This window comes from Flavobacterium frigidum, from assembly GCF_048286795.2.
On sequence record NZ_JBLVPT020000001.1, the window covers coordinates 84,389 to 109,505 of the forward strand.

Here is a 25,117-nt window from a genome sequence, read left to right on the forward strand (position 1 = left end):
TTAGTTAATCTACGTTGTCATGTAAATACGAGTTGTTTGAACGCAACTGTAAATCGTTGTTGCTGTCTGTTCCAACAGAAATTCTCGAATTTGTATTATTAGATTGATTGTTTGAAATGTCTATTCCCAATCTTTTGTAAGCGGGTTCTTTTTCATATTCATCAATTTTAGAAACATTATTATGAAACTTATAATTGAATTCTTTTAATTTTTTTCTTCTTTCATCAGCCCTCATTCGCAATGATTCCTCGATTGTCATTTCCATAGGAGAAATAGCCTCGAAGTCAACCGCTGTATTTACAGCTGTGTCCACTTGTTTCATTGTGATATTCAACTCAGCTGGCACAACAATTTCTGGAGTTTTAGCAACTGGCTTCGCCATGAAATCTGGTTCTGGATCCATGTATTCTTCAAGAGAATATTTAATAATTCCATTTTCAGTCAACTCTGTCACTGGAACAAATTGAACGGCTTCATTTACTTTGATGTCGCGAGTTTCATTTGTCAACTCAAACATTATCTTATTATCTTCAACTTGTGCAACTGGTTCCGCTTTGAAGAGTGGTAAGTCAAAAGAAAAAGTCGTTTGCTCTTGTCTTTCGATAATTTTTGGCTGTACTGCTTTTACTTCGGCTACTGGAGATGAAATTGTAAAATCGATATCAGTAATAGGAGAAACTATCTCGAATGTCACGTCTAAATTTTTAATAAACTCAGACATTACTATTAATTCTTCTTTATTAATAGTAGGAGACGTTACCACTGGTTCAGGAGCAACAACGGTATCTTCTAATAAATCAAAAACTATTCTTTCGTTTGAATTTGAAGCTGGAGATTCTGTATTTAAATCAAAAGCTGCAACCGTTTTACTACTTAGATTATGAACGCTTCTTTGCTCATCTTCTAAGGTGTGTATGATTTTTTTTGGTTCTGTATTTACAATTTCGTTCTGTTGTTCAATATCAAAACCGGTAGCAATAATGGTTACTGCAATAGCATCACCAAGTGATTCGTCTTCACCAACTCCCATGATAATATTGGCATTATGCCCTGCTTCAGCTTGAATATGATCATTGATTTCTCCAATTTCGTCAATTGTAATTTCATTGGTTCCAGAAACGATAAGCAACAATACGTTTTTGGCACCAGTAATTTTATTATCATTTAACAATGGAGAATCTAAAGCAGCAACGATAGCTTCCTTGGCTCTATTTTCACCAGAAGAAACAGATGATCCCATAATAGCCGTTCCGCTATTATACAATACGGTTTTAGCATCTCTTAAATCGATATTTTGAGTGTAATGATGAGTAATAACTTCGGCGATACCTCTTGAGGCTGTTGCCAAAACTTCATCCGCCTTAGAAAATCCTGCTTTGAAACCAAGATTTCCGTATACTTCTCTTAATTTATTATTATTGATAACAATTAAAGAGTCGACTTGTTTGCGTAATTTTTCAATACCAATTAAGGCTTGTTCTTGACGCACTTTCCCCTCAAATAAGAAAGGTAACGTCACTATCCCAACTGTAAGAATATCTCTTTCTTTGGCTAATTGTGCGATTACCGGTGCAGCTCCAGTTCCTGTTCCTCCGCCCATTCCGGCAGTGATGAATACCATTTTAGTATTTCTATCCAACATTTTTTCAATCTCAGAAATACTCTCAATAGCCGATTGCTGTCCTACATCTGGATTTGCTCCAGCACCAAGTCCTTCTGTCAAATGCACTCCCAACTGAATTTTGTTAGGCACGGAACTACTTTGTAAAGCTTGAGAGTCTGTGTTGCACACGATAAAATCTACGCCTTTAATTCCTTGCTTAAACATGTGGTTTATTGCATTACTTCCGCCTCCACCTACACCAATAACTTTTATTACATTTGATTGATTCTTTGGTAAATCAAATGAAATACTTCCAAATTCTGAGTTGCTCATCATTTTATTTGGTTTTTGATATTTATTATTATTTTTGATTTTATTTCTTTTTACTTGGGGCAAAAAGGAAAAAAAACAATATTCTTTATTACTTCTAAATTACTCTGCATTATCTAAGAAATCCTTAATCTTGTCTACATAACGATCAAAGAAATTTCTTTGTATCCTATTTACGGTAGAGTTGTGTTTCTCATTTGGGTTCTGATCCTCTTCTTCCTCTTTTTCAATAACTGGATTTTGCACAACTGCTTGTCTGTATACAGGAGCTTTAGGTTGTTCTAAAGCGTCAACTCGAATGGCGCTATGCGTTTTATTCTCAATGCTTTTCATCACCAATCCAACTGCTGTGGCATATAAAGGACTTGAAATTTCCTCATCTGAATTTCCTGCTAAATGTTCGTTTGGATATCCTATTCTCGTATCCATTCCTGTAATATATTCTACTAGCTGTTTGATGTGTTTCAATTGAGCACCTCCACCAGTAAGTACAATTCCTGCGATGAGTTTTTTACGCGGATCTTCATGTCCGTATGCTTTTACTTCTGTAAAAACTTGGTCAATAATTTCCACCACTCTAGCATGGATAATTTTAGAAAGGTTTTTCAAGGAAATCTCTTTTGGCTCTCTCCCTCTTAATCCTGGAATAGAAACAATTTCGTTGTCTTTATTTTCTCCTGGCCAAGCTGATCCAAATTTAACTTTCAATAACTCCGCTTGCTTTTCAATGATCGAACAACCTTCTTTGATATCATCTGTGATCACATTTCCTCCAAAAGGAATTACCGCTGTATGACGAATAATACCATCTTTAAAAATGGCTAAATCTGTCGTACCACCACCGATATCAATCAATGCAACACCAGCTTCTTTTTCTTCCTGACTCAAAACAGCATCAGCCGAAGCTAATGGTTCTAATGTTAAACCAGATAACTCAATCCCTGAACTTTGTATACATCTGCCTACATTCCTTATCGATGAAGCTTGCCCTACAACAACATGAAAACTGGACTCTAATCTTCCGCCATACATTCCTATTGGCTCTTTGATTTCAGACTGTCCGTCAATTTTAAATTCTTGTGGTAAGACGTGTATAATTTCCTCACCAGGCAACATTGCCAATTTATTTACTTGATCAATCAAAAGTTGTATGTCATTCCCGCCAATAACCTCTTCGGGATTGTTTCTACTGATATAGTCGGTGTGTTGAATACTGCGGATGTGTTGTCCCGCAATTCCTACCACAACATCTTTTATTTTATAGCCAGAGTTATTTTCGGCCTCTTGAATCGCTTGTTGAATAGATTGTATGGTTTGAGTAATGTTATTGACAACACCTCTTGCCACGCCTAAACTTTTGGATTTGCCTACACCTAAAATTTCTAATTTCCCGTACTCATTCTTCTTGCCTATCATGGCAACTATTTTAGTTGTCCCAATATCTAGACCTACTGCAATATTCTCTTTTTCCATTATCTATTATTTAGTACAAACTACTTGTTCCGTAAATCGGAGGTCAATTTTTTTATATTTATATAACGAACTATCTAAAACTGCTTTTTGAAAAAAAGCTTTGTAATTCTTTAATTTACGCTCCACATTGATCATTCTACCAAAATCAATTTGGTAATCAAAATTTCTATTGAGCATTTTTAAGCTTCCGTTAGGCATAATTTGGATTCCGATGATGTTTTTTTTTAAAAACGCATCGTCATAAATTAAGCGTAACAAATCAGATAAATCTTCGTTATTTTTTTTATTAATTCCCCCCAAAACAAGTGGAACTCTAGCTGTAAAATTACTTGATAACGACATTTTATTTCCTTCATAATCAATATAAAAGGAACTGTTATTATCAAAAACTCTAGCAATAGGAGTCTTTTGTTTTACCACTGCTTTTAACACACCGTCAACACTCACAAATACATCTGATTTTTCAATCATCTCTTGTGCGTTGAGCGTTTTTTCTAGTGTATTCAAATCTAGATTAACTTTTTGAATGCTAGATGCGTCTTTTTTATTTTCTATCAACAATTTATTAACCGTTTCTTGTTTTACAAAAAGAGCGTCATTTCCTTCAAAAAAAACAATAGATTTAGTCAATTTTCTATTTTCATTTCGATTTGACGTAAATGAAAATAAAAAAATCACCAACACAAACATCAGTATTAATCGAATATTTGTCCAATTAAATAGTTTCATTTATCGCTTTTTTAATTGATGGTACTAATTCTCCAATATCGCCTGCTCCTATTGTAACAATTATTGTTGCATCACTTTCTAAAATACGTGCAATTAAATCGTTTTTAGCTACTAGTTTTTTATTGGTGTTTATCATTTTATCCATCAACCATTGTGAGTTTATTCCTTCCATAGGCAATTCACGTGCAGGATAAATATCCAATAGAATGATTTCATCAAAGGCCGATAAACTTTTGGCAAAATCATCAGCAAAATCTCTCGTTCTACTAAACAAATGAGGCTGGAAAATGGCCAAGACTTTTTGATTTGGATACAACTCTCGAACTGCTTGATGCACCGCATTAATTTCTGTTGGATGATGTGCATAATCATCTATATACACCTTAACATCCGTTTTAATCTGATATGAAAATCTTCTTTTGATTCCCTTAAATGATGCAATGGCTTTTGCAATAGCATCTGTTGGAGTACCAAATAACTTTGCCATTGCGATAGCCATTAAAGCATTCATTAAATTATGTCTTCCCGGCAAACCAAAATGCAAATCTTGGATTATTTCCGTAGGCGTTTGTACATCAAAAACATAGCTGCCATTTCCAATTCTAACATTAAAAGCCTTGAAAACTGCATCTTCATTAACGGAACAGGTTACGCCTTCTAGCGGTAATTCTTTTGTTATAAAAAGATTGCTTTTGTCTTCAATTTTAGATGCAAATTCAACAAAAGATTCCTCGATTGCTTCACTGGTTCCATAAATATCCAAATGATCTGCATCCATAGAGGTTATGCACGCAATATTGGGATGCAAGTGCAAAAACGAACGATCAAATTCATCTGCTTCAACAACAGTCATCGTTTTGCCGCTTCCTATCAAATTCGAATTATAATTCTCAACAATACCGCCGATAAAAGCGGTAACATCTGCGCCGCTCTCCTGCAAAATATGTCCTAAAATACCTGAAGTAGTCGTTTTACCATGCGTTCCAGCAACGGCAAAACAAAAAGTATCTTTGGTAATTATTCCTAAAACCTCCGCTCTTTTTTTTACTTGAAAGTCTCTTTCTAAGAAATAATTCCACTCTGAATGTGTCTTCGGAACCGCCGGTGTAATAATAACCAACGTATTTTCTAAGTAAAAATCTTTAGGAATTGCATTTATATCATCTTCAAAATGAATTGAAATACCACTTTCAATCAATTCATTTGTAAGTACAGATGGTGTTTTATCGTACCCCGAAACATTCTTTCCAAGATTCTTGAAATAACGAGCCAAATTACTCATCCCAATCCCTCCGATTCCTATAAAATAGACGTTATGTATTTGATTTAAGTTCATTTTATTTTAAGTCTTTGGTATATTATCTTTTTATTTCTATCTAATTAGCTTTACAATTTCATCAACAATTTGTTTTGTTGCTTCTGGCATAGCCAATGCTTTTATATTTTCACTGAGCTGATTTTGCTTTCCTTGATCTTTCAATAAGACTTCAAAAACAAGGCCGAATTGTTCATCAAGCTCCGATTCTTTGAGCATCAATGCTCCTTTTTTATCGACTATGGCTTGCGCATTTTTAGTTTGGTGATCTTCAGCCACATTAGGTGACGGAATAAAAATCACTGGTTTTCCTACTATGCATAACTCTGACACAGAAGAAGCGCCTGCACGCGAAATGACAATATCTGCCGCAGCATACACTAAATCCATTCTTTCAATAAAAGCTACAACCTGAACGTTTGCGGAATTGTATTTTTTATAGTCTTCTAAATACAATTTTCCGCATTGCCAAATCACCTGAACATTTTGAGAAAGCATATTTACCAACTCTTTTTCGATTAATTGATTGACTCTTCTTGCTCCAAGACTGCCTCCAAGAACCAATACTGTTTTTTTATTTGAATCTAAATTAAAGTGCTGAATCGCTTCTTCTCTTTTGCTTTCGATATCGATTAAATCCTGTCGAACTGGATTTCCAGTTAGTATCATTTTCCCTTTTGGAAAAAAGCGTTCGAGATTTTCGTAAGCCACACAAATTTTGTTAGCTTTTTTACTCAATAGTTTATTGGTAATTCCAGGAAAAGAATTTTGCTCCTGAATTACTGTCGGAATACCTGCAATTGCTGCTACTTGCAATAACGGGCCACTTGCGAAACCTCCTGTTCCAATAACCACATCTGGCTTAAACTGTTTGATTATGGCTCTAGATTTTAATAAGCTTGAAAGCAACTTAACTGGAAATAGCGCATTATCAAATGTCAGTCTGCGCTGTAATCCTGAAATCCAAAGCCCTTTAATTTTATAACCTGCCTGAGGTACTTTTTGCATTTCCATTTTATCTTGGGCCCCTACAAAAAGAAATTCGGCATTAGGAAAACGAGCCTTTAATTCATTTGCAATAGCAATTGCAGGATAGATATGTCCTCCCGTTCCGCCACCACTAAATATGAATTTATACTGTTTCATTTTTTATTAATTTCTAATTTTCTAAACAACTTATTTATTTAAAACCGCTTGCATTGGTTTACTAGCTTTATATTCGATCGAATAGCTCCCTACTGCGACTTCTTCCACTTCATCCTCCATAGCCCGATCAATTAATTTTTGAAGTGCTTCTTCTCTTTTGGCTGCGTCTTTTAATTCTTGTACAATTTCTTCATCTTTTTTCGTGACACTAATAATGATTCCAAGTGCAAAACAAGTCATCCATATAGAGCTTCCTCCACTACTGATTAAAGGCAATGTCTGTCCTGTAACAGGCAGCAATTCTACTGCAACTGCCATATTTACCATGGCTTGAAATATCATAGGAAAACCCAATCCTACGACTACTAATTTTCCAAAAAGCGAATTAGCTTTATGCGATGCAATTACAAATCGAAACAACAATAATAAATACAATGCCAATACTCCTAAACCGCCAACAAGACCATATTCTTCAACGATGATGGCAAAAATAAAATCAGAAGAAGATTGTGGTAAAAAGTTTTTTTGAACACTTTTACCAGGACCTAATCCATATATTTTACCTGAAGCTATTGCAATTTTAGCCTTCTCTATTTGATAATCATCTTCATCGGGTTTATCGCTCGTAAAATTGTCAATACGACTAATCCAAGTATCTACACGATTGGGAAAAGCATCTGGAAACGCTTTGGCAATCAAAATAAAAAACGTGAGAAATACAATTCCAGATCCTACAATAATTCCAATGTACCGCAGCGGATATTTACCAATGAAAACCAACATCAATACCATGGAGAAAATTAATGCCGTTGTGGAAAAATTTGCAGGAAGAATAAATAGTAACGTAATAAATACAGGCAACCAAAGCTCCCAAATGGAGGCTTTAAAAGTAATCGGAACTGTTCTCGTCTTAGATAAATAGCGTGCAACAAAAATAAATAACACCATTGCAGCCAATGTAGAGGTTTGAAATGTAACTCCTATAAATGGAACTTGAATCCAACGACTGGCGTTGGCACCAGCAATTACGGTTCCTTTAATTAAGGTGTAGGCCAATAAAATCCATACAATATAAAGTGCTCCTTTAGAAATAGCTTTAAAATAGTGATAAGGTACTTTATGCACCATGAAAATAATGGTAAAACCAATACAAATATGCACGATGTGTTTCACCAAATAACCTAATGTATTTCCGGTTCCTTGACCAATATAAGCCAGGTTACTACTAGCGCTAAAAACAGGCATAAAGGAAAACAAGGCCAATAAGGCTACAAATGACCAAATCCCTTTATCTCCTTTTAAGTTGCTGACTAGTTGTTTCATTTTTTATTTGTTTAAAGTTTCATTTTGTTTAAAGTTTAAAGTTGCTCAACCTTAAACTTTAAACATTAAACTTTTCTATAAATTCTTAACCGCTTGTTTAAATTGTTTTCCTCTATCTTCATAGCTTTCAAATAAATCGAAACTAGCACAAGCTGGTGATAATAATACAGTATCTCCCTTTTCTGATAATCGTTGTGCCATTTGTACAGCATCGCTCATATTATCAACCTCAATCATCATGTCTACTACATTACCAAATACATCGATGATCTTTTTATTATCCACACCAAGGCAAATAATAGCTTTCACTTTCTCACGAACCAATGACATCAATTCGTTGTAATCATTTCCTTTATCAACACCTCCTACAATCCAAACCGTAGGTGTGTTCATACTGTCTAATGCAAAAAAAGTAGCGTTTACATTTGTTGCTTTAGAATCGTTGATGTATTGTATGTTTTGAATTTTCAATACTTTTTCAAGACGGTGCTCAACACCCTGAAAATTAGATAAACTCTCTCTTATTGTAGATTTTCTAATCTGCATTAATTTTGCCACAGAGGTTGCTGCCATTGCGTTTTTCATATTGTGTTTCCCTTCTAAGGCAATGTATTCGGTGTCCATTGTAAATTCTTCTTGATTGATTGAAATTTCCATTTTGTTATTTTTTATATAGGCTCCTTCACTGAATGTTTTTGTCAATGAAAAAGGAATTAATTTGGCTTTTGTTGTATGTGTTTTTAACCATTCTGCAATGGCCTCATCATCGGCATCATAAATAAGGTAATCTTCCTCGTTTTGATTCCTCGTTATTCTAAACTTTGCATCAATGTAATTTTCATATTTGTAATCGTATCGATCAAGGTGATCCGGACTAATATTGGTAATAATAGCAATATGTGGCTTAAAATTCACAACTCCATCAAGTTGAAAACTACTTAGCTCCAGCACATAGAAATCATATTTGTTATCCGCAATTTGCCAAGCAAAACTCTTTCCTATGTTTCCTCCCAACCCAACATTTAGTCCAGCTGATTTTAATACATGATAAGTCAACATTGTCGTTGTTGTCTTTCCGTTACTACCCGTAATTCCTATTATTGTAGCATCCGTAAAAGGGGCTGCAAACTCAATTTCAGACAATACTGGAATTCCTTTTTCAATAAGCTTCTTCACTATTGGAGATTTATCTGGAATACCAGGGCTTTTCATAACCACATCTGCATTCAAAATCAAATCTTCGGTATGCTTTTCCTCTTCCCAAGCTATTCCATTAATAATAAGAACTTCTTTATAATTCCCTTTTATCTTTCCGAAATCAGATACAAAAACTTCATATCCTTTTTTCTTACCCAGAATAGCAGTCCCAACACCACTTTCTCCTCCACCTAAGATGACTAGCCTCATGTTATCTTAATTTTAAAGTAACAATTGATAAAATGGCCAGCATAATCGCAACAATCCAAAAACGGGTAACAATTTTGCTTTCATGATAGCCTTTCTTCTGATAATGATGATGTAAAGGCGACATTAAAAATATTCTTCGGCCTTCGCCAAAGCGTTTCTTGGTGTATTTGAAGTAACTTACTTGTAATACCACAGATAAATTTTCGACCAGAAAAATACCGCACAATAAAGGGATCAGCATTTCTTTTCGGACAGCAATTGCCAAAACAGCTATAATTCCACCAATAGTCAAACTTCCTGTATCACCCATAAAAACCGATGCTGGATAGGAATTGTACCAAAGAAATCCAATCAATGATCCCACAAAAGCGGCTATAAAAACTGTCATTTCCCCAGAATTAGGGATATACATAATATTCAAATAATTGGAGAAAATTATATTTCCAGAAACGAACGTAAAAATTCCCAGCGCCAACACTGATACCGCCGAAGTTCCTGCAGCCAATCCATCAATACCATCTGTTAAATTGGCGCCATTAGATACCGCAGTAATAATAAAAATAACAACTGGAATAAAAATCAACCAAGCCCATTTTTCATATCCTTCGCCAGTCCACGCTAATAATTCAGCATAATCAAATTCATTATTTTTAAAGAATGGTATGGTAGTGGCCGTAGATTTTTCCTCGGTTAGCGCAGGCTGAATAACGGTTTCAGTTGTTACTTTAAAAATATCTGAAGTAGATGTATCTGTACGTACGGTAACACTTGGACTAAAATAAAGAACGGTACCTACAATTATACCCAGACCAACTTGTCCTACCACTTTAAATATTCCTTTTAGACCGGCTTTATCTTTCTTGAAAATTTTAATATAATCATCTATAAAACCAATTGTCCCCATCCATAGTGTCGTTACAATGAGCAAGACAATATAAATGTTGTGTAATTTTGCGAAAAGAAGAACAGGTACCAAAGTTGCAAATATGATAATCAATCCTCCCATTGTTGGTGTACCCGCTTTTTCATTTTGACCGGCCAAACCCAGTTCTCGAACGGTTTCACCCACTTGCTGTCTTTGCAAAAAACGAATAATTCTTTTACCGTAAATGGTAGACAACAACAAAGAAAAAAGCAATGCTAATGCTGATCTAAAAGTAATGTACTGGAAAACACCTGTTCCAGGAACATCTAATATTTTGTCTAAATATTCAAATAAATAGTATAGCATATATCTTGGTTTATTTGGTTAATTGTTGATTTGTTATTTGTTACTTCTTAAATTGACAATTGACTATTTTTAAATAAATATCTCAATTGTCTATTTATTTTCTATTTTCCTATTTGCTCTAAAATTTCCCTTACAGTTTCCATATCATCAAAATGATGACGAACACCATTAATTTCTTGATACGTTTCATGGCCTTTACCCGCAATTAATATAATATCATTGGGCTGAGCCAATTGAATCGCAGTCTTTATGGCTTGTTTTCTGTCGGTTATACTCAATGTTTTTTTATAGTTTTGAGGGGCAATGCCCACTTCCATTTCGGCAATAATAACTTCTGGGTCTTCATTTCTTGGATTATCAGATGTGAAAATTGCTTTATCACTCAAATTCGAAGCTATGTCAGCCATTATTGGTCGTTTAGTTTTATCTCTATTTCCTCCACAACCTACAACCGTAATTAATTGTTCGTTTTTTGTACGAATGTCATTAATGGTTTTCAGTACATTTTCTAAGGCATCAGGAGTATGTGCATAATCTACAATCGCCGTAATATTTGAAGCAGAAACAATAAATTGAAAACGACCTGAAACGCTTTCTAAATCGGATAATAATCGAAGTACTTCCAGACTGTCCATTCCAAGTTCAACCGCAGTACCATAAATCGCCAATAAATTATAAGCATTAAATGTTCCTATCAATTTTACCCACACTTCATTTCCGTTTATTTTCAATAGCAAACCTGACAATTGATTTTGCAGAATTTGCGCTTTATAATCCGCATAGGATTTTAAGGCATATGTCAATTTTTTCGCCACAGTATTCTGTAACATCACTTGCCCATTTTTATCGTCAATATTGGATAATGTAAAGGCCGTTTTAGGTAAATCATCGAAAAACGATTTTTTTACATCTCTGTATTCTGCAAACGTGGGGTGATAATCTAAATGATCGTGAGACAAATTGGTAAAAATACCGCCAACAAAATGCAATGCTTCCGTTCTTTTTTGGTGAATTCCATGAGAACTCACTTCCATAAAACAGTATTCAACTCCGTTTTCTACCATTTCATTCAAATACTGATTTATCGTAATTGAATCTGGAGTTGTGTGCGTCGCTTTATATTCAACAGTATCTACCATTATTTTCACGGTAGACAGTAATCCTACTTTAAAACCAGCTTTTTTAAATAACTGATATAATAAAGAAGCGATAGTCGTTTTACCATTTGTTCCTGTAATTCCAACTAATTTTAAGTTTTGTGATGGATCACCATAATAATTGGCAGCCATAAATGCCAAGGCTGAATTCGTATCTCTTACCTGAACATAGGTAACTCCTTTAGCAATATTTTCTGGAAATGTGTCGCATATAACGGCAACTGCACCTTGCAAGATTGCTTTTTCTATAAAGTCATGACCATCGCTAATTGTTCCACGGATAGCCACAAAAACATCATTTGATTCGATTTTTCTAGAATCAAAATTCATTTTGTTAACTGCTACATCTGTCGAACCTTGTACCGCTTCGATAGCTACTTTGTATAATATGTCTTTTAATGTACTCATGATAACTCCAATAAAATCGTTGCATTTTTATCTAAATTCTGCCCTGCTTGCACCGATTGTTTTTTAACTTTTCCAACTCCAATCACTTTCACTTTTAAACCTAAATTGCCTAATAAAGCCACGGCATCCATTCCTGACATTCCTTTAAGATTGGGGACAAACCTTTGCTTTTTCTGAGATTTGCTATAGTAGGATTCATAATTATCTTCTTGTTTTGCAATCTTTTTATTCAAATTTTTAATTTCATTTGTTGAAGGCGCATCGGTAAATATTTTTTGTGCAATTCTCTTGAAAACCGGACCCGCAACATCTGCACCATAATAGTTATTGAGCGCTGTACTTGGTTTATGCACAACAACTATACACGAATATTTAGGTTCTTCAGCAGGAAAGTAACCCACAAAAGAAGAGGCGTAATATTTTCCAACTCCACCAGCTTTTCCGTAATTCACCGCCGCTGTTCCTGTTTTTCCGGCCATAGAAAAATCCTTAGAATATAGTTTCGAAGCCGTTCCTTTTTTTACTACGTTGGCTAAAACCGCTTTTAACTTTAAAATAGTCTCGGGAGAGCAAACTCTAGGATTCAAGACTTCCTTTTCATATTTTTTGATCGTTTTATTCCATTCTTTTATTTCAGAAACAAACTGCGGCTTAACCATTTCGCCATTATTTGCCACCGCATTATAAAAAGCCAACGTTTGCATAGGTGTAATCGAAACTCCATAACCAAAAGCCATCCAAGGAAGCGAAATTTTTGACCAGTGCTTATCACTTGGCCGCGGAATATAGGGTCTTCCCTCTCCTTTAATAGAAAGTCCGAGTGGTTTGTTTAATCCAAAATTATTAAGGTGATTAACAAAAGTTGAAGGTTCGTTTTTGTACGCATTGTACACGGCTTGCACCAAAACGGTATTCGAAGACACTTCAAAACCACGCCCTAACGAGATTTTACCATATCCACCTTCATGCGAGTCCCTTACCTTGCGTCCGAAATACGTTATTTCTCCACCTTTACTGTCGAAAACGGAGCTTGTATCTGCTTTTCTATCTTCAAAGAGCGCCATTAGATCCGCCAATTTATAAGTAGAACCTGGCTCATGCGATTCAGCTACTGCATAATTTGTGGTTTCATAATATGTACCATCATTTGCTCTTCCTAAATTCGAAATTGCTTTTACATGACCCGTTTTAGTCTCCATAACCACCACGCAACCATGATCCGCTTCATACAATTCTAACTGTTTTAGTAGTGCATGATGTGCAATATCCTGAATATAAACATCAATTGTAGATATAACATCATACCCATCTTGAGGATCAATTTCATTAACATCGCGAATGGGTTTCCACTGTCCTTTTGCTATTTTTTGTTTTAATATTTTACCGTCTTTACCATTTAAATAGTTTCGAAAAGCCCACTCAATACCTTTTCCATCATACGATTGTCCTTTTGAAGTTCGCTCGTAACCCACAGTGCGTTCTGCAATTTTTCCAATTGGATGCTCTCTTACCGTTTCTTGTTGAATGATAATTCCACCTTTATAGGCTCCTAATTTAAATAATGGAAAACCTTTAATTTTAAAATATTGGGTATAACTCAATTTGCGAGCAATCAAATAATATCGATTTTTATTGGCTCTCGCTTTTCGCAGTTCGTTTTCAAAGAAATTAGAAGATTTCCCTAAAACAGTTGCTAATGAATCTGATAGCGACTTGACATTTTTTTCGAATGTCTCTGCTTTTGGAGCGACCGCATCAAAACGTATTTCATAATTAGGAATAGAAGTAGCCAAAAGACTGCCATCAGCAGAATATATATTTCCTTTATTGGCGGGAATCACAAAATTCTTAACCGTTCTTTCCTTGGCTAATTTTCTGTAATAATCGCCCTCAACCCACTGGATATTGGTCAATTTTACAGCAATCGCAATAGCCATCAAAAAGATAGCGCATGCAACCAGATAAATTCGGTACGATATGTATTTATCTTCTACTACCATAATTTTTTGAAAAAGCTTTTCTCTTCTTCTTTGACTACTTTTATTTTTACTGGTGGCACTGTGGATGGATAAATTTGTCTTTGCAACATTTTATCAGATATAGTGGACTCCAATTTTAATTTCATTAACTCTGATCTTCTATCAAAAAACTCTGATCGTAATTCTTTCACCTGATTTGATAGTGCTGTTATTTCAAAAACTTTTTGCTCAAATCGCTGCGTATTTGCAATCATTATAATTGCTAGAAGAATTAAAAAAACAATAAAACGCCAGTTTTTCAAGGCATCATCATTGATTAGAAACCGTGCTTTTAAAAGGCTGTATACTCCGTTTTTCATTTATGCAACAAATTATATCTTCTCAGCAATTCTTAATTTGGCACTTCTTGCTCTATTGTTCTCTTTGATCTCAGCATTATCTGGGACAATTAATTTTCCAACCGTTTTAAATGGCACTGAAAAATTACCAAAAAAATCACGTTCAGGCTCTCCTTCAAACATTCCGTTTTTCATGAATCTTTTCACCAATCGATCTTCTAGTGAATGGTAGGATATTACACTTAATCGTCCGCCAGTATTCAATACTTCTAAAGATTGTTCAACAAACTCTTTCAACACATCCATTTCTTGATTTACTTCAATACGGATCGCTTGATAAATTTGTGCCAATATTTTATTCCGAACTCTTTCTGGTAAATATCTCGCTAAAACCTCTTTCAATTCATCTGTGGTATTGATCGGTTGTTCCTCTCTCGCCTCTATAATTGTTCTTGCCAAAGCAGGTGCATTTTTCAATTCACCATAATCCAAGAACACCCTTTTTAAATTAACATCATCATATTCATTGACTACTCGATAGGCATTCAAATCATTTTTCTGACTCATTCTCATGTCCAACTCCGCATCAAAGCGAGTAGAAAAACCTCTTTCGGGTACATCGAATTGATGCGATGAAACTCCTAAATCTGCCAAGATACCATCTACACTTTTCACCCCATAAAAACGCAAAAACCGTTTTATAAAACGGAAATTCTCATTGATAAGTGTAAATCTTTCATCAGGCAAGGCATTCGCCAAAGCGTCTTCATCCTGATCGAAAGCAAATAGCTTTCCGTTTGGCCCGAGTCTTTTCAGAATTTCTTTTGAATGTCCTCCGCCACCAAAAGTTACATCTACATAAATGCCGTCTGGCTTAATATTTAAACCATCTACCGATGCCAGTAGCAAAACTGGATTATGATATTCCATTGTCGTCGTCATTTATATTTCCCATTACTTCCTCTGCTAAATCTGCAAAATCAACATCCTCACCGTCTATTGATTTTTCGTATAAATCTTTATCCCAAATTTCAATAATATTCACTGCCGATGAAAACACGACCTCTTTAGCAATACTCGCAAAAATCACTAAATCTTTCGGCACCAATAACCTGCCTAAAGCATCAATCTCGACCACTTTAACTCCTGCGGTAAACCTGCGTATAAAGTCATTGTTTTTCTTTACGAACCGATTCAGTTTATTGATTTTTTGCATCATCAAATCCCACTCTTTCATAGGGTACAACTCCAGACATGGCTGAAAAACGGAACGCTTCAAAACAAAACCGTTTTGAAGTGACGCAGCCAACTGCTTTTTTAAAGGAGCCGGTAACAGCAACCTTCCTTTAGCATCGACTTTACATTCATATGTTCCAATTATTGCATCCACACAAAAAATATTAAATGATGTAGAGCAAAAATATAAAAAATATTACCACTATTTACCACTATCTACCACTTTGTTAATAAGTTTAACCACTTTTGATCAAAAACCCCTAATTTTTAGACAATCAGATCATTAGCTCGATTTTATTTCTTTGTAAGAATGATAATTATATAAAAAAAAGACCTTACAACATAACAAATTATAGATTAAAAATGCTATGAATAAATGTCTGAAAATCCAAAAGAAGAACTCAAATATGAAAATAAAACCATTTGATTTTTTAAATCAATCAGTATATTTTGCAATTAAAAATTGTTGTAAAAATTCATTTTTATATATTAAATCCTATATTTGTCAAAATTGAAAATTCGCATTCAAAAAAAATGGACAAACACTACAAAACAGAAGGAAGATATAGCTATTACGAAGCTGGTGAAGGTACCCCAATTGTCATTTTACACGGGCTAATGGGCGGACTTAGCAACTTTGACGCTGTTGCCAATTACTTCTCTACAAAAGGATATAAAATAATCATTCCCGATTTGCCAATATACACGCAAAACATTTTAAAAACGAATGTGAAAAGTTTTGCAAAATATGTTAAAGATTTTATCACATTTAAAGGTTTAGACAGAGTTATATTACTAGGAAATTCATTAGGCGGACACATTGCTTTGTACCATACTAAAATGTATCCAGAAAAAGTAGCGGGCTTAGTTATTACAGGAAGCTCAGGGCTATACGAGAGTGCCATGGGCGACAGTTACCCAAAAAGAGGTGATTATGAATACATCAAGAAGAAAGCTGAAGATGTATTTTATGATCCAAAAGTAGCTACTAAAGAACTTATCGATGAAGTATACGAATCTGTAAATGATCGAATAAAATTGATAAAAACGCTAACAATTGCCAAAAGTGCCATTCGTCATAATATGGCAAAAGATTTACCAAAAATGCATGTGCAAACCTGTATTATTTGGGGAAAAAATGATAAAGTTACACCACCTGATGTTGCAGAAGAATTTAATAAATTATTACCTAATTCTACCTTATATTGGATCGATAAATGTGGCCATGCCGCAATGATGGAGCATCCTGAAGAATTCAATCGTTTGCTAGAAGACTGGTTAACTCATACACACTTATCCGTACACTAGCTCTAGAAATAGGATAATTTTACACCTTGAAGAAATGAAAATTAATACTGCCGAATTTGTTATCAGTAACTCTGATGTAACGAAGTGTCCTAAGGACTTTATGCCAGAATACGCTTTTATTGGTCGATCAAATGTTGGAAAATCTTCCTTGATCAACATGTTAACCAACCATAAAAAGTTAGCTAAAACCTCAGGAAGACCGGGAAAAACACAATTAATCAATCATTTTTTAATAAACAGCAATTGGTTCTTAGTCGATTTACCTGGTTATGGTTACGCTAAAGTTTCTAAAAAAACCAAATCAATTTTTCAAGAATTTATTACTGATTATTTTGAAACAAGAGAGCAATTGGTTTGTGCTTTTGTTTTGATCGATATTCGTCATGAAGCTCAAACGATTGACATTGAATTCATGTCGTATATGGGCGAAAGTGAAATTCCTTTTTGTATCGTTTTCACCAAAGCAGACAAAATAAGTAAAGTAAAAATTGATTCTCATATTGCTGCGTATAAAAAGCAAATGTTTGCCAACAATTGGGCTGAAATGCCGCATTATTTTGTAACATCAGCCACAGAATCTACTGGAAAAGAAGAATTACTGAGTTATATTGACGAAGTAAATCAAGAGGTTTTTAAGAATAATACTCAGTTTTAAAGGTGTTTTAAATCAAGAGAAAAACTAAGTATGCATAAAAAAACCATTTATTTTTTTATCAAAACAGTATTTATTTTAGTAGTTTTTATTTCTTGCAAAAGCAATACGTACATTTTAACCAACAACAATTATAAAACAGGCGTTGACTTTACAAAAGGCAGATGGCTATTAAACCAATTAGATTGTCCAGGCACTAATATCCAAAAACTTAATGAGGAAGCGATTGTTTTCTTTAAAAAAAATTTAAATGATCGTTATTACCACAGAGAAAATACCAGCGGCTTATTAATTCCCTATCAAATACCATTAAATCCTAGTAAACAAAAACTCAAAGAATTAAAAATTGGAACAGGCTTTGATTTTTTTATCAATATATCTTCTAAAAAAAATAAAGACGAACTTGGAACTTTAGGATTATATGAAGATGAAAATTCAAGAGGTAAAAACCAAAGTGAAGTTAGCTTAGAAATATATGATTTAAATCTTCAAGAAATTATTTATTCACAAAAAGCCATTGGCACTGAATCCGCAACAAAAGAAAAATCAGTTTGGGAAACTACAAAATCTAATAAATTGATTGATAATATTTCTTTTCACAGAAGCTCGAATAAATTAATGATGGGCTCTTTAAAAAAAATATTAAAAGATTTAGAAAAAAAATCTACAGCAAAGTAAAAAAAGGAGCTTACTAATTATAGCTCCTTTTTTAAAAGCTATTCTATTTGGTCAACTCCAATTTTTCAGCAAAATAATCACAGAAATCTTTCATTGTGTCAGCCATTTTTTCGTCATCTGTCGCACGTTTAAAAGTTTCAGACATGGCCACCAAAGTTTGGTGAAAAAATATTTTCATTTCATCAACTGGCATATCCTTCGTCCATAAATCAATGCGCATGCTCTCTTTTACCTTGCTGTCCCAGATAGACAACATAATTGCTTTGGCCTCTTCTTGCTCTACTCCGCCATCTTTTGCAGACCACATTAATTTTTCTGGAACACGGTTTTCGTCTAATTCAATTAGAAACTTAATTTCTGATGTATTTTTATTTGACATTACTTTTTAGGTTTGTATTTTGATTTTATAAATATTTCTTTGGCATTGGTTTTCATTAGGTTTTCTAATGGCATATCATTATTTTGCACAAACGAACGTACCATTTGCCACCCAATCCAAGCACCTACCTGACCCGGTGATTCATTATCAATTTCCAAATAAAATTTAGAAAAAGGAGCAGGATTTATAAACCTGGCAATCAACTTCTGATCGTTGCTGTACAACATTTCTTTTTCTATAAAATAACGCCACATATAACTTTCATTCTCTTGACACCAAGCAATTTGTTTTGGAGAATACCCCATTTTTTCAGCATCGGTATAGTCTGGCAAAAGCAAGTCTTTTAGATACAATTGCTTACCATGATAAATCATTTGACTTAATAAATCTTTATCAATAACAGGGGATATTTTAAGTCCAGCAAAACTAGAAACAATATCTGGCGCGATTTGTCTTTGCTCAAAATTTTGTTTTAAATAATTTGGAAACTGATAAAATTTATGATTTTTTCCCAAATACAATTCTAGTGAAATAACAACTAAACTATCCGCATAAATGGCCTTACTTTTATAATCCATTTCAGAGATTATAGTTATTACTTTTGGGGGTTTTGTTTTTGGAAAATAATATTTGATGTGTTTAAAAAGCTCTTCAACTTCTTTTTTAACAGGATCGAAATTACCATACTTCTTTTGAACTTCTGCATACAACTCCCGCCATAAAGGATCTTGCATTTTACTCAACCACACGCTATCCGCTATTCCATCAGGAAAAAAATAAGGGAATTCTTTTTTGACTTTTTCTAAATCCTCTGGTTGGGTTTCAAAAAATATTTTATCAAATCGGGTTACATTTAAATCCAAGGGAATGGCTGTGACTTCATTTTCAACTTTATTTTTTTTATCGCAGGATAAAACAAAGAGAAAAATGACTACAAGAAACAGATATTTTTTCATATATATTTTTTAAATTTGTGTCTCAAGAGTGTAAGGTCACCAAGTTCCAACAAATTGCTTTTGCAAATATACATTCCTGATTTTTAAAACGTAATTATTATGACTAAAAAAATTACATTACAGATTGAAAAAGTGAATGATCATATTGTACACTGGTTGAAAACTTACGCAGAAAATGCAAAAGTAAACGGTTTTGTAATTGGGATTTCTGGAGGAGTAGATTCTGCTGTTACCTCAACGTTGTGTGCACAAACAGGACTGCAAGTATTATGTGTAGAAATGCCCATACACCAAGCACAAAGTCATGTAACCCGAGGACGTGAGCATATACAACAATTAAAAAATAGATTCCCTAATGTTAGTAGTATCGAAGCTGATCTAAGCTCCGTTTTTGACACCTTTACAACTGTAGTTCCAGAAATTGAAGATACTGCTAAGCTTCATTTAGCACTTGCCAACACACGTGCACGATTGCGCATGACCACTTTGTATTATTTTGCGGGAATTCATGGCTTGTTGGTCGCAGGAACGGGAAACAAAGTCGAAGACTTTGGAGTAGGGTTTTATACTAAATATGGTGATGGCGGAGTAGATTTAAGTCCAATTGCCGATTTAATGAAGTCAGAAGTCTTTCTTTTAGGAAGTTATTTAAAAGTTCCAGAGTCTATCTTGACTGCATCACCAACTGATGGTCTATTTGGTGACGACAGAACAGATGAAGATCAACTAGGAGCGACCTATAACGAGCTAGAATGGGCAATGACTCAAGATGAAGCAGGACAAACTGCAGCTTCTTTTTCAGGAAGAGAGCGCGTTGTATTTGAAATTTATAAGCGATTGAACAATGCAAATAGACATAAAATGGACACAATTCCCGTTTGTTTTGTGACAAAATGATAAAAAAATCACATTTTATATTGATTTACAATTAATTACAGAATTTATTTATTAATTTTACAATTCCAATTACAATTAATTCTAAAAATTTAAAATCATGATTAAAGTATGTATAGCCGATAATTATCCTGTTGTGCATTTTGGAGCAAAATCTTATTTTAAAGATAATGCTGAAATATCAATAGTTGCCAATGTTGGTAATTTTTTGATGGTACGGGATATACTTTTAACTAAAGAGATCGATGTCTTAGTTATCGATTTGGAACTGGAAGGTCTTTCCAGTATTTTTGAGGTCAAAGCACTCTTGAAAAATTTTCCAAAAACTAAAATTATCATTTTTAGTGGTCTTTCCGAACAAATTTATGCTCCAAATGCTATTAAAGCTGGTGTTTCAGGATTCATCCACAAAAAAGAGAAACTAGAAACTTTAGGTATTTCAATTATCAAAGTCCACCAAGGAAAGATAATTATGAATGAAACCGTAAAGAAAAATCTTGCTCTAATCGCCAAACAAAGCAAAAGCGAACGTTTGTATCGAAAGCTTTCTAACCGTGAAGTAGAAGTTTTGCGTTATTTAAGTGACGGAAAGAAAAATCATGAAATAGCTGATATTCTGAAACTAAACGAAAAAACAATTAGTACGTATAAATTACGATTACTAACCAAACTAAATGTTACCAACTTGGTAGATTTAGTAAATAAAGCAAAAACTTTAGAGATCGTTTAGTACCGCGACATAACTCTCCCTAATTTTTTTGAAAAAGAATGGATCAATAAATTATAGTCCATCACCATTGATAAAGGCTCTGTATTATCTGAATTACCTTCGGATGATAGAGAGCTTTTTAATGATATCTCACTACTACTCTACCAGTTTTATAAGAAAATTTTGTTTTAAGTTTAATATAATCCATTATTTCCGCTATTACCTCACTATTATCTATTTCAGATTCTTTTGAAACTGAGTTCTTAGCATTTTCTATAAATTGACTAATCAAATACCATCTTAACGTAAACAAATTATCTGTTACATTTTGATTCAATTGCTCTAATTTAGTTTTCGGAAAAATATTTTGTCCTTCCCAATTATGCAATACATATTTCTCATTATTCATTACAATATCAGTGATTATTTGAGCGAATTCCGGTTTCAAATGCATTAGATATCTCTCCAAATTAAAATTATCATTTTCCAAATAAACACTTATTAAATCATTATAAATTTCTTTAAACAAACCAGTTGCAAATTCTATTTCATCCTCCTGTAGACTTAAATATATTTCTTCATAAACCTTTCTTTCTTTCTTTACAACTACTTCACCAACTTCCCCTTCAGGATTAGTTCCAATCAATACCCCTTCAAATTTTTCAGAAATATTTCCGTATGATAAAAGTATGTTTATAATTTCACATTCTACAATACCCAAAGTATCTACTTTTTCGACATCAATAGGATTCTCATTTTTTACAACTTCAAATGGTTTTTGACCCGAAGCATCTGGATTTTTTTGTTTTTTTGCAACCTCAACACTATCTTTCTGAATCAATTGCGCTAAAGTACTCACGAGCACTTGCTCTGAAATATCCATGATTCGGGAACATTCCTGAATGTAAATTTCGCGTTGAATACGATCTGGAATTTTAGAAATACTAACAACCATATCCCGAATCAAATCGGCTTTTTTTATGGGATCATTCTTGGCTTCATTCATTAAAAGCGATGCTTTGAATTGAATGAAATCCTTGGCATTGTTTTCTAGATACAACACTAAATCCTCATAAGATGTTTTCTTGGCAAAACTGTCTGGATCTTCTCCGTCAGGAAACGTACAAACTTTAACGTTCATTCCTTCTTCCAGAATTAAATCGATTCCTCGAATGGAAGCCCGCAAACCGGCTGCATCACCGTCAAAAAGAACGGTAATGTTTTTTGTCAATCTATTTATTAAACGAATTTGATCTGGCGTCAAAGCTGTCCCTGAGGAAGCGACAACATTTTCAATTCCAGATTGATTGAACTGAATTACATCTGTATACCCTTCGACTAAATAGCAATTGTTTAATTTTGCGATGGCCTGTTTGGCCTGAAAAATACCATACAACACCTTACTTTTATGATACAATTCGCTCTCTGGTGAATTGAGGTATTTAGCTGCTTTTTTATCATTGGTGAGAATCCTACCGCCAAAACCCAGTACTCTTCCAGACATACTTTGTATAGGGAACATCACACGCCCTTTGAACCTATCAAAAGGCCTATCTTCTCTGGGAATTGTGAGTCCTGTACTTTCCAGAAATTCTAATTTATAGCCTTTACCTAATGCTTCCTTGGTAAAAGCATCCCAAGCTTCAGGAGAATAACCCAATCCAAATTTCTTTATGGTATCATTGGTAAAACCTCTTTCTTTGAAATAAGAATAGCCAATTGCTTTCCCTTCTTCAGAGTTTAAAAGGGTGTCATGAAAATAGGTTTTTGCAAATTCAGAGACCAAATACATACTTTCCCGAACATCAGTATTGGCTTTTTCTTCATCTGTTTGCTCTGTTTCTTCGATTTCGATATTATACTTTTTGGCTAAATACCGAATGGCTTCCGGATACGTAAATTTCTCGTGTTCCATCAAGAACGCGACCGAATTCCCCCCTTTTCCTGAACTAAAATCTTTCCAAATTCCTTTAGCAGGAGAAACCATAAACGATGGCGAACGTTCTTCAGAAAACGGACTTAATCCTTTGAAATTGCTTCCTGCACGTTTCAAATTTACGAAATCACCTATTACCTCCTCAACACGAGCAGTTTCGAAAACAGTATCTATTGTGGCTTTTGAAATCAAATTAGTATGGGCTAAAGTTGGAAAAGGTCAAAGTTACAAAGTTTTTAAAGATATAAACCCTTTCAGAGTTTGAAACTCTAAAAGGGTTCTAAAAAAACTAACTAAAACAATTGCTAATTAAAATCAAATCGTACTCCTAAAGAAACGTTGTTTTGTTTCACACTATTATCTTTAAACAGTGTATTTAAATCATATTTCAAGTATAAACTAGTTGCTTTATAACCAATGTACGTACTCAAACCATATATAAAATTGCTGGTATTGAAATCTCCTCTCGTTATCACTCTAGACTTATAGGAATCACTATCATAATTAATGTATTGCTTCGATTTTAGATTGACACCCACAAATCCTCCTACTCCAAAACGAAAACTTTCATGCGTTTTATAATAGGTCTTTCCATCCCTATCTTGTGTTTTTGTAAAATCAAATTCTAGATGCGCCGGAAATACCAAATTGACATTTTTGAAACGAGAATCTTCTTGCTGCAATGCATTTACTTCTAAATTGGTCTGGTTACCGTTTACTACTAAGTTTCTATTATCAGTAGCTCGCAAATTATTATATTGTAATGATAATCCATATTTGGCATGGAGTAAATTGCCTTCAGGTAATATTCTAGTATTATAAGTCACACCCAATTCATAAAAATGAGACCCTAAATACCTGAAATCAGACTTCTCAACTGATCCATCTGTAACTACATTATTCAAACCAGCTGCAAATACGAGTTGTGAAGTTGTTCTTTTCGATTGGCGTTCTTCTTTATCTTCCTGACCATTATACACTTTCATAGAAGAGATATTAAATTCTGTTTGAGAACCAATAGAATTAGGATTACTTCCAAATACAATGGTCCTGCCTTTGCTACGGTAATCTTTTGCATCTTCTACTTTCCCATCTACTTTATCTTGTACTAATTGCTCTAATTTTTCTTGCTCTACAGCTACTTTGGTATCTATTGCAGAAGCATGTTCTTGTGCCTTTTTTAATTTCAGTACTTCAGCTTGTTCTTTAGAAATAATTCCTTTTTCAAGATCCTTTTCTATTAATTGTATGTCCTCCTTTAGAGCGGCTTTTTCTGAACTCGTTATTGATTTTATTTCATTACCAATTGCTTTTGCTTTCGTCTCGAATGGAATTAATTTATGTTCTCTACCTCTTGTAAATCCAGTTTCAGGAGTAGTTTCATCAACTATTTCTAGTACAATGTCTTTGAACCAAACCTGACCTGTTTCATCTAATAAAACTCCGTATGAAATAGAAGTTGCTTCAGTTGGTACGTGCAAGACAATCTCATATTTAGCCCAATCTTTTGTGCTTTTTATGGGGTTTTTTCGCATGTTATCAAAAGCTAAAACAGCCACATCATAATAATCCACACGCATCCACAAACCTGCCCAAGATTTAATATTTTCAGATTTTAAATATCCAGACATTTTTACTGTTTTACCTGAGTACAGGACTGGTTTTATTGTTTTCATGATTGTACCAAAACCATTGATTTTGTTTTTAATTGATTTAATGGTTAAAATATTTTCATCTTTGAACTCGGGGTTCTTTTCAATACTCCTTTCATAATTTGGTGAAATAGGTTCCCAATAAGTCCAATCTAGAATATTTTTATAATTGCCTTTTTCTTGCGCATTTACTTTTGTTAAAAAGGCAGATAAAAGCAATACTGTAATTAAAATAATTTTTTGCATGATTTTCGTTTTTTGATTGATGATTGATTTTT

At 33.9% G+C, this 25,117-nt stretch carries 22 protein-coding genes; 5 read left to right on the forward strand and 17 right to left on the reverse strand.

Annotated features, from left to right (window positions below; translation table 11 throughout):
• Positions 1 to 4: 4 nt before the first annotated feature.
• The 13 genes from ftsZ to mraZ form a co-directional block, all read right to left on the reverse strand.
• Positions 5 to 1,939: a cell division protein FtsZ gene (gene ftsZ, locus ACNQGB_RS00425; RefSeq protein WP_417943572.1), complete on the reverse strand. Its 1,935-nt coding sequence runs from the start codon at positions 1,937 to 1,939 to the stop codon at positions 5 to 7.
• Between the two features lie 96 nt (positions 1,940 to 2,035).
• The gene (ftsA, locus tag ACNQGB_RS00430) at positions 2,036 to 3,406 is read right to left on the reverse strand and encodes a cell division protein FtsA (protein WP_417943571.1); all 1,371 of its coding nucleotides are present in this window, start codon (positions 3,404 to 3,406) and stop codon (positions 2,036 to 2,038) included.
• A 6-nt stretch (positions 3,407 to 3,412) separates the two neighbouring features.
• Complete coding sequence (locus ACNQGB_RS00435) at positions 3,413 to 4,135, reverse strand: cell division protein FtsQ/DivIB (RefSeq protein ID WP_417943570.1); 723 nt, start codon at positions 4,133 to 4,135, stop codon at positions 3,413 to 3,415.
• Positions 4,122 to 5,471 (reverse strand): UDP-N-acetylmuramate--L-alanine ligase, encoded by a 1,350-nt coding sequence (murC, locus tag ACNQGB_RS00440; RefSeq protein WP_417943569.1) that lies wholly within the window; start codon positions 5,469 to 5,471, stop codon positions 4,122 to 4,124. The genes ACNQGB_RS00435 and murC overlap by 14 nt, the downstream gene beginning before the upstream one ends.
• A gap of 36 nt (positions 5,472 to 5,507) precedes the next feature.
• The gene (gene murG, locus ACNQGB_RS00445) at positions 5,508 to 6,596 is read right to left on the reverse strand and encodes an undecaprenyldiphospho-muramoylpentapeptide beta-N-acetylglucosaminyltransferase (protein ID WP_417943568.1); all 1,089 of its coding nucleotides are present in this window, start codon (positions 6,594 to 6,596) and stop codon (positions 5,508 to 5,510) included.
• A gap of 30 nt (positions 6,597 to 6,626) precedes the next feature.
• Positions 6,627 to 7,919: an FtsW/RodA/SpoVE family cell cycle protein gene (locus ACNQGB_RS00450; protein WP_417943567.1), complete on the reverse strand. Its 1,293-nt coding sequence runs from the start codon at positions 7,917 to 7,919 to the stop codon at positions 6,627 to 6,629.
• A 75-nt stretch (positions 7,920 to 7,994) separates the two neighbouring features.
• The gene (gene murD / locus ACNQGB_RS00455) at positions 7,995 to 9,326 is read right to left on the reverse strand and encodes a UDP-N-acetylmuramoyl-L-alanine--D-glutamate ligase (protein WP_417943566.1); all 1,332 of its coding nucleotides are present in this window, start codon (positions 9,324 to 9,326) and stop codon (positions 7,995 to 7,997) included.
• Between the two features lies 1 nt (position 9,327).
• Positions 9,328 to 10,557 (reverse strand): phospho-N-acetylmuramoyl-pentapeptide-transferase, encoded by a 1,230-nt coding sequence (gene mraY / locus ACNQGB_RS00460; protein WP_417943565.1) that lies wholly within the window; start codon positions 10,555 to 10,557, stop codon positions 9,328 to 9,330.
• A 101-nt stretch (positions 10,558 to 10,658) separates the two neighbouring features.
• Complete coding sequence (locus tag ACNQGB_RS00465) at positions 10,659 to 12,122, reverse strand: UDP-N-acetylmuramoyl-L-alanyl-D-glutamate--2,6-diaminopimelate ligase (protein ID WP_417943564.1); 1,464 nt, start codon at positions 12,120 to 12,122, stop codon at positions 10,659 to 10,661.
• Positions 12,119 to 14,122 carry a penicillin-binding protein gene (locus ACNQGB_RS00470; protein ID WP_417943563.1) on the reverse strand — a complete coding sequence of 668 codons (2,004 nt, stop codon included), beginning with the start codon at positions 14,120 to 14,122 and terminating at the stop codon, positions 12,119 to 12,121. Before ACNQGB_RS00470 ends, ACNQGB_RS00465 begins: the two co-directional genes overlap by 4 nt.
• Complete coding sequence (locus ACNQGB_RS00475; protein WP_417943562.1) at positions 14,116 to 14,460, reverse strand: FtsL-like putative cell division protein; 345 nt, start codon at positions 14,458 to 14,460, stop codon at positions 14,116 to 14,118. Before ACNQGB_RS00475 ends, ACNQGB_RS00470 begins: the two co-directional genes overlap by 7 nt.
• A 12-nt stretch (positions 14,461 to 14,472) precedes the next feature.
• A complete protein-coding gene (gene rsmH, locus ACNQGB_RS00480; protein ID WP_417943561.1) occupies positions 14,473 to 15,381 on the reverse strand; it encodes a 16S rRNA (cytosine(1402)-N(4))-methyltransferase RsmH in 909 nt (302 codons plus the stop codon).
• Positions 15,356 to 15,829, reverse strand: coding sequence for a division/cell wall cluster transcriptional repressor MraZ (mraZ, locus tag ACNQGB_RS00485; protein WP_417943560.1), 474 nt, complete (start codon positions 15,827 to 15,829; stop codon positions 15,356 to 15,358). Before mraZ ends, rsmH begins: the two co-directional genes overlap by 26 nt.
• 380 nt (positions 15,830 to 16,209) lie before the next feature.
• Here mraZ and ACNQGB_RS00490 point away from each other — a divergent pair, with 380 nt between their 5' ends.
• The 3 genes from ACNQGB_RS00490 to ACNQGB_RS00500 are packed head-to-tail and all read left to right on the forward strand — an operon-like array spanning position 16,210 to position 18,313.
• Positions 16,210 to 16,983: an alpha/beta fold hydrolase gene (locus ACNQGB_RS00490; RefSeq protein ID WP_417943558.1), complete on the forward strand. Its 774-nt coding sequence runs from the start codon at positions 16,210 to 16,212 to the stop codon at positions 16,981 to 16,983.
• 34 nt (positions 16,984 to 17,017) lie between these two features.
• A complete protein-coding gene (gene yihA / locus ACNQGB_RS00495; protein WP_309760385.1) occupies positions 17,018 to 17,638 on the forward strand; it encodes a ribosome biogenesis GTP-binding protein YihA/YsxC in 621 nt (206 codons plus the stop codon).
• A gap of 30 nt (positions 17,639 to 17,668) precedes the next feature.
• Positions 17,669 to 18,313: a hypothetical protein gene (locus ACNQGB_RS00500; RefSeq protein WP_417943557.1), complete on the forward strand. Its 645-nt coding sequence runs from the start codon at positions 17,669 to 17,671 to the stop codon at positions 18,311 to 18,313.
• Between the two features lie 43 nt (positions 18,314 to 18,356).
• On the opposite strand, the gene gldC is transcribed toward ACNQGB_RS00500, so the two are convergent.
• Both gldC and gldB read right to left on the reverse strand, forming a co-directional pair.
• A complete protein-coding gene (gene gldC, locus ACNQGB_RS00505) occupies positions 18,357 to 18,692 on the reverse strand; it encodes a gliding motility protein GldC (RefSeq protein ID WP_417943556.1) in 336 nt (111 codons plus the stop codon).
• Entirely contained in the window at positions 18,692 to 19,648 is a 957-nt protein-coding gene (gene gldB, locus ACNQGB_RS00510) for a gliding motility lipoprotein GldB (protein ID WP_417943555.1), read from the reverse strand. Before gldB ends, gldC begins: the two co-directional genes overlap by 1 nt.
• 99 nt (positions 19,649 to 19,747) lie before the next feature.
• Between gldB and nadE the strand changes: the two genes are divergently transcribed.
• Together nadE and ACNQGB_RS00520 are read left to right on the forward strand one after the other, a co-directional pair.
• On the forward strand, positions 19,748 to 20,545 hold the full coding sequence (gene nadE, locus ACNQGB_RS00515) for an NAD(+) synthase (RefSeq protein WP_417943554.1): 798 nt from the start codon (positions 19,748 to 19,750) through the stop codon (positions 20,543 to 20,545).
• A gap of 97 nt (positions 20,546 to 20,642) precedes the next feature.
• Complete coding sequence (locus tag ACNQGB_RS00520) at positions 20,643 to 21,272, forward strand: LuxR C-terminal-related transcriptional regulator (protein ID WP_309758036.1); 630 nt, start codon at positions 20,643 to 20,645, stop codon at positions 21,270 to 21,272.
• Between the two features lie 118 nt (positions 21,273 to 21,390).
• Here the strand turns inward: ACNQGB_RS00520 and dnaG are convergent, their stop codons facing one another.
• Both dnaG and ACNQGB_RS00530 read right to left on the reverse strand, forming a co-directional pair.
• Positions 21,391 to 23,379: a DNA primase gene (gene dnaG / locus ACNQGB_RS00525; protein WP_417943553.1), complete on the reverse strand. Its 1,989-nt coding sequence runs from the start codon at positions 23,377 to 23,379 to the stop codon at positions 21,391 to 21,393.
• 113 nt (positions 23,380 to 23,492) lie between these two features.
• Positions 23,493 to 25,085 carry a hypothetical protein gene (locus tag ACNQGB_RS00530; protein ID WP_417943552.1) on the reverse strand — a complete coding sequence of 531 codons (1,593 nt, stop codon included), beginning with the start codon at positions 25,083 to 25,085 and terminating at the stop codon, positions 23,493 to 23,495.
• Positions 25,086 to 25,117: the final 32 nt, after the last annotated feature.

Bases quoted from the DNA above. Each gene is read 5' to 3' on its own strand.
- ACNQGB_RS00470 (WP_417943563.1), bottom strand. From the start codon at position 14,122: ATGGTAGTAGAAGATAAATACATATCGTACCGAATTTATCTGGTTGCA.
- ACNQGB_RS00500 (WP_417943557.1), top strand. From the start codon at position 17,669: ATGCATAAAAAAACCATTTATTTTTTTATCAAAACAGTATTTATTTTA.
- ACNQGB_RS00475 (WP_417943562.1), bottom strand. From the start codon at position 14,460: ATGAAAAACGGAGTATACAGCCTTTTAAAAGCACGGTTTCTAATCAAT.
- murC (WP_417943569.1), bottom strand. From the start codon at position 5,471: ATGAACTTAAATCAAATACATAACGTCTATTTTATAGGAATCGGAGGG.
- ACNQGB_RS00435 (WP_417943570.1), bottom strand. From the start codon at position 4,135: ATGAAACTATTTAATTGGACAAATATTCGATTAATACTGATGTTTGTG.
- gldB (WP_417943555.1), bottom strand. From the start codon at position 19,648: ATGAAAAAATATCTGTTTCTTGTAGTCATTTTTCTCTTTGTTTTATCC.
- ftsZ (WP_417943572.1), bottom strand. From the start codon at position 1,939: ATGATGAGCAACTCAGAATTTGGAAGTATTTCATTTGATTTACCAAAG.
- nadE (WP_417943554.1), top strand. From the start codon at position 19,748: ATGACTAAAAAAATTACATTACAGATTGAAAAAGTGAATGATCATATT.
- ACNQGB_RS00530 (WP_417943552.1), bottom strand. From the start codon at position 25,085: ATGCAAAAAATTATTTTAATTACAGTATTGCTTTTATCTGCCTTTTTA.
- ACNQGB_RS00490 (WP_417943558.1), top strand. From the start codon at position 16,210: ATGGACAAACACTACAAAACAGAAGGAAGATATAGCTATTACGAAGCT.
- ACNQGB_RS00520 (WP_309758036.1), top strand. From the start codon at position 20,643: ATGATTAAAGTATGTATAGCCGATAATTATCCTGTTGTGCATTTTGGA.
- yihA (WP_309760385.1), top strand. From the start codon at position 17,018: ATGAAAATTAATACTGCCGAATTTGTTATCAGTAACTCTGATGTAACG.
- rsmH (WP_417943561.1), bottom strand. From the start codon at position 15,381: ATGACGACGACAATGGAATATCATAATCCAGTTTTGCTACTGGCATCG.
- gldC (WP_417943556.1), bottom strand. From the start codon at position 18,692: ATGTCAAATAAAAATACATCAGAAATTAAGTTTCTAATTGAATTAGAC.
- mraY (WP_417943565.1), bottom strand. From the start codon at position 10,557: ATGCTATACTATTTATTTGAATATTTAGACAAAATATTAGATGTTCCT.
- murG (WP_417943568.1), bottom strand. From the start codon at position 6,596: ATGAAACAGTATAAATTCATATTTAGTGGTGGCGGAACGGGAGGACAT.
- murD (WP_417943566.1), bottom strand. From the start codon at position 9,326: ATGAGGCTAGTCATCTTAGGTGGAGGAGAAAGTGGTGTTGGGACTGCT.
- ACNQGB_RS00465 (WP_417943564.1), bottom strand. From the start codon at position 12,122: ATGAGTACATTAAAAGACATATTATACAAAGTAGCTATCGAAGCGGTA.
- ACNQGB_RS00450 (WP_417943567.1), bottom strand. From the start codon at position 7,919: ATGAAACAACTAGTCAGCAACTTAAAAGGAGATAAAGGGATTTGGTCA.
- ftsA (WP_417943571.1), bottom strand. From the start codon at position 3,406: ATGGAAAAAGAGAATATTGCAGTAGGTCTAGATATTGGGACAACTAAA.